The sequence below is a fragment of the Vibrio sp. 10N.261.52.A1 genome, from assembly GCF_002876325.1.
Lineage (GTDB): Bacteria > Pseudomonadota > Gammaproteobacteria > Enterobacterales > Vibrionaceae > Vibrio > Vibrio chagasii.
In genome coordinates this window covers 1-4,164 of record NZ_MCYD01001076.1, presented here as the reverse complement: position 1 = coordinate 4,164, position 4,164 = coordinate 1, and the positions used below count along the sequence as shown (strand labels likewise).

Here is a 4,164-nt window from a genome sequence, read left to right as displayed (position 1 = left end):
AGCCCATACTTATCTATTTAGATACATAGGTTTATCGAGTGCTTAATTATATAAAACACTCGTTAGTTTGCGTATTTCTGGCACACGTAGACTATGACTAAGTAAAACTAATTATTCGCGAATAATAAAAGCGAATAGACGTATTTTATGTCAACGTTGGTAGCGAACGTAAATAATTCAATCTCTCTACATAGAACAACAATGAATAAAGGAAAAAGTATGAGCATGGACTTGCGTCAACAGTGCAATTTGTTTCTTTCAGGTCACTTAGATCCGACTCCGGCCCAAACATTTGCTCAGATGGCTGAATGGTGTGAAGAGCACAACATACACCACGATACTTACGGTGATGGTGAGTTCATCGAAGGCTTTGAAGCCAAAGTTGCAGATCTGCTTGGATATGAAGCGGCTGTGTTTGTGATCACTGGCACTATGAATCAACCCACGGCACTAGAGATCGCCTGCCAGGAGAAAAGAAACCCGCTGGTTGCGATGCATGAATCGAGTCATATTCTGCGTCATGAACGTCAAGGGTACCAGCTCCAGAACCGCTTTAATGTGTTGCCAGTGGGCAATGTGTTTCGCACTTGGAATGTCGATGACTTGAAAGCGTGGCCAGATGAAATCGCAGCGGCACTGTATGAGTTACCGATGCGAGAGATAGGTGGTCAGCTACCAGGGTGGGAAGAGCTCGAAGCGATTAAGCAGTATTGCAACGAACAATCCATTCATTTGCATATGGATGGTGCGCGCTTGTGGGAGTGTGGTGCATATTATCAAAAACCTTACAGCGAAATCGCAAAGGGCTTTGATACTGCTTATGTCTCGCTATACAAAGGGCTCAATGGGCTTGGTGGCTCACTGTTGTTGGGTGATAAAGCGTTTGTTGCGAAGGCGTCAGCTTGGATGAAACGACAAGGCGGTAATGTGTATCACCGTACACCTTATGTTGTATCGGCAGCAATGCAGTTTGATCAACGACTAGCGCAGATGCCCGCTTTGTATGAACGCACGAAACAGATCTACCAAATCTTGTTAGATTACCCTCAATTCAAAGTGAACCCACAACAACCGCAAGCGAACATGCTACATCTTTATTTGCCGGCAAGTTACGAAGATGGGATTGCTTTAAGAGACAATATTGCTAGTAAGCATAAGGTATGGATAGGAAACCCAGCTATCTGTGAGTTACCGAATCAATGCAAGATTGAGTGGTATGTGGGGGATCACTTATTAAACCTGCCGGATCACGAGTTGATCGATATCTTGGACCTCATTAGCGAAGCGCTGATTTGATTACCGAACGGCTGGACTGAATCTAGTGAGGAGTGCTAACTAGGATTAATACAGGTGTGTTTACCTGTATTCATTTAAGTCGGGACAATAGAGGGTGTGTTACATATATTGGTTGATATACACGTCGACTAGGAACATGAATACTGGAACGGTGCTAAGAACTCCGAAGAAGACGATAGGCACCCAGTTTTTCATTTTCTTTTTAGGTTGCTCTGTATTGTTCATAGGTTCGGCCTTAAATTCGTTGTTGAGTCTGCGCTTGGGTTAGAACTGAATGGTATCAAATAAATTAGCACTGCCCTATGCGGATTTGGTATTTCGTGGTGTGCATCAAACACAGAAAATCGCGTTGATTCATAAACGGTTCATAAAGGCTCAACAATAATGAACTTATTGAAAGAAGCACAGCCTTATTTGGCATAGTAATTAAACAGCATTCAAAGAGTTGGAGAATACAGAATGAAAACAATAGGTAACATCATTTGGTTTCTGTTCGGTGGCGTATTTATGGGATTGGCGTGGTGGTTCTTTGGGCTGCTTGCATTCCTTACCATCGTTGGTATTCCGTGGGGTAGAGCGTGTTTTGTTATGGGGAACTTCTCGTTCTTTCCATTTGGTCAAGAAGCCATTTCTCGTGATGAGCTGACCAATGAAATGGATATTGGTACCAGTCCGTTAGGTATGATAGGTAACATCATATGGTTCTTGTTTGCAGGTATTTGGCTTGCGATTGGTCATATCATGTCAGCGGTGGCATGTTTCATTACCATCATTGGTATTCCGTTTGCGATTCAGCACCTTAAGCTAGCGGTTATCTCACTGGCGCCAATCGGTAAAACGGTGGTTGATAAACGCGAAGCAGAAGCGGCACGAGTGAGAAATTACAAAGGGTAAGATTTTAATTCGAGCTTTAGAGAACTCAAAAGCACATAATTTGATGTGCTTTTTTCATAGAGTATGTCTAACGCTTCTGATAACGCTAAACGTTATTGAACAAGACTTCGACTCGAAAGGTGATGTTGGCTTCTTCAGTGTGTTTCTCGTATGGCTCTCGCTCCCACTGATAGCGCGGAGTAATCTCGTAAAATAGCCACTCTTTCCAAATGTTTTCTCGATAGGTAACCGACACTTGCGAGTATTCGTAGTGGTTATATGGCTCGCTGGTCGCGGTTATCGTGGCGCTGTATTGCAGAGCTTGGTCTTGAGAAAGGTAATGGTACAAGGTAATGCCCGTACCATACTCCCAGCCTTTGAGGTCATCGTTATAGCCAGCAAAGTTAGACCAACGCGCTAAGAAATCGTCACTCAAAGAGAGGTCAAAATCGATATCAGTGATCTCTCCCGTCTCTTTCTTCTCTTGATACACACGTTGGGTTAGCCGAAGCACTGCATCTGTGGTGAGCGGGTAGGTAAAACGGTAGCGAGCCTCGATACGAGGGCGCAGAGTCGCTTTGATATTAAAACTACTGTAACCCTTGGCATAGGCGTCATAACGAAGGCCAAGTGCATTCTCTAACTCTTCAGAATCTTGCGGGAAGAAGTCTAAGAATTCTTCATCGCCAACAGACTCGTAGATTAGCTTAAGCCTTTTGCTGACAAAGGGTAAATGTAAGCGTGCGTTGAGCTTGGTGGAGTAATCCACGTCACCGCCCTCAGAATAGATGAAATCATTATACCAACGTACAGAGGTTCCGGCTCTGGCGTCCTCGGTAATACGGTCATCCACAAAGAAGTTATCGAACCATATTGCGGGCTGACAAAACTTGCTGTTTAGGTAGTGGTAAGCTTTTTCGACGCGCGTGTCTTCTAACGGTTGGCTGTGACACTCATCCTGTTCCTCCGCGAAGGCAGAGTGGGAAACGAGCGACGCTAATAATGAGGAGCTAACTATCCAACGACTCAATGGAACCTGTTTGTCATTCTATGTATCAATAGTTTAACTATAACTAAGCAGTTACGACAATGCGACTTTTAAAGAGATTTATCTGGATCAGTGGCTATTCAAAACAGAGACTTGAATAGCATATGGTAGGTAAAGAAAACGGGCTCAGTAGGTGAGCCCATTTGTCGATAAGTTTATAAGTGACTTAATGGCCGATTACATTGCCGCTTCGAAAATCGCAGAGATTTCTTCGTGGGTCGCTTGTTTAGGGTTAGTAAAACCACATGCGTCTTTCAGAGCGTTGTCAGACAGAGTAGGGATATCTTCTAGCTTCGCACCAAGTTGCGCGATACCTGTTGGGATGTTCACGTCATTTGCTAGTTGAACAATCGCTTCGATCGCAGCTTCTGCACCTTGCTCTGGTGACATACCTTCAACGTTAACGCCCATTGCTTTTGCAACATCACGTAGACGATCAGGACAAACTTGCGCGTTGTAGCGTTGAACGTGTGGTAGCAAAATAGCATTACATACACCGTGTGGAAGGTCGTAGAAACCACCCAGTTGGTGCGCCATCGCGTGAACATAACCTAGTGACGCGTTGTTGAACGCCATACCCGCCATGAACTGTGCGTAAGCCATTTGCTCACGTGCTTCAATGTCTTCGCCGTGCGCTACTGCCGTTCTTAGGTGAGCTTGTACAAGTTCAATTGCTTTAATCGCTACAGCGTCTGTTATTGGTGTCGCTGCGATAGAAACGTAAGCTTCGATTGCGTGTGTTAGCGCATCCATACCTGTTGCAGCAGTCAGTGATGAAGGCTTAGCAAGCATTAGTTCAGGATCGTTTACTGAAATAAGCGGTGTTGTGTGCTTATCAACGATAGCCATCTTAATGTGGCGCTCTTCATCAGTGATGATGCAGAAACGTGTCATTTCTGAAGCGGTGCCCGCAGTCGTGTTGATAGCGATAAGAGGCATCATAGGTT

Annotated in this window: 5 protein-coding genes; 2 read left to right on the top strand and 3 right to left on the bottom strand. The window is 44.5% G+C overall.

From position 1 onward, the window contains the following. Positions 1-219 precede the first annotated feature (219 nt). Complete coding sequence (locus BCT81_RS23240) at positions 220-1,296, top strand: beta-eliminating lyase-related protein (protein ID WP_102426008.1); 1,077 nt, start codon at positions 220-222, stop codon at positions 1,294-1,296. Positions 1,297-1,395: 99 nt separating this feature from the next. Here BCT81_RS23240 and BCT81_RS29955 read toward each other — a convergent pair whose 3' ends face one another. Further along, a complete protein-coding gene (locus BCT81_RS29955) occupies positions 1,396-1,521 on the bottom strand; it encodes a hypothetical protein (RefSeq protein WP_008218887.1) in 126 nt (41 codons plus the stop codon). A 234-nt stretch (positions 1,522-1,755) separates the two neighbouring features. Here BCT81_RS29955 and BCT81_RS23235 point away from each other — a divergent pair, with 234 nt between their 5' ends. Next, the gene (locus BCT81_RS23235; protein ID WP_004740303.1) at positions 1,756-2,190 is read left to right on the top strand and encodes a YccF domain-containing protein; all 435 of its coding nucleotides are present in this window, start codon (positions 1,756-1,758) and stop codon (positions 2,188-2,190) included. 85 nt (positions 2,191-2,275) lie between these two features. Here BCT81_RS23235 and BCT81_RS23230 read toward each other — a convergent pair whose 3' ends face one another. Together BCT81_RS23230 and BCT81_RS23225 are read right to left on the bottom strand one after the other, a co-directional pair. Then, the gene (locus BCT81_RS23230; RefSeq protein WP_102426007.1) at positions 2,276-3,199 is read right to left on the bottom strand and encodes a hypothetical protein; all 924 of its coding nucleotides are present in this window, start codon (positions 3,197-3,199) and stop codon (positions 2,276-2,278) included. Positions 3,200-3,394: 195 nt separating this feature from the next. Next, positions 3,395-4,164, bottom strand: a 770-nt coding sequence (locus tag BCT81_RS23225) for an iron-containing alcohol dehydrogenase (protein ID WP_102426006.1), incomplete at its 5' end; no start/stop codon positions are given.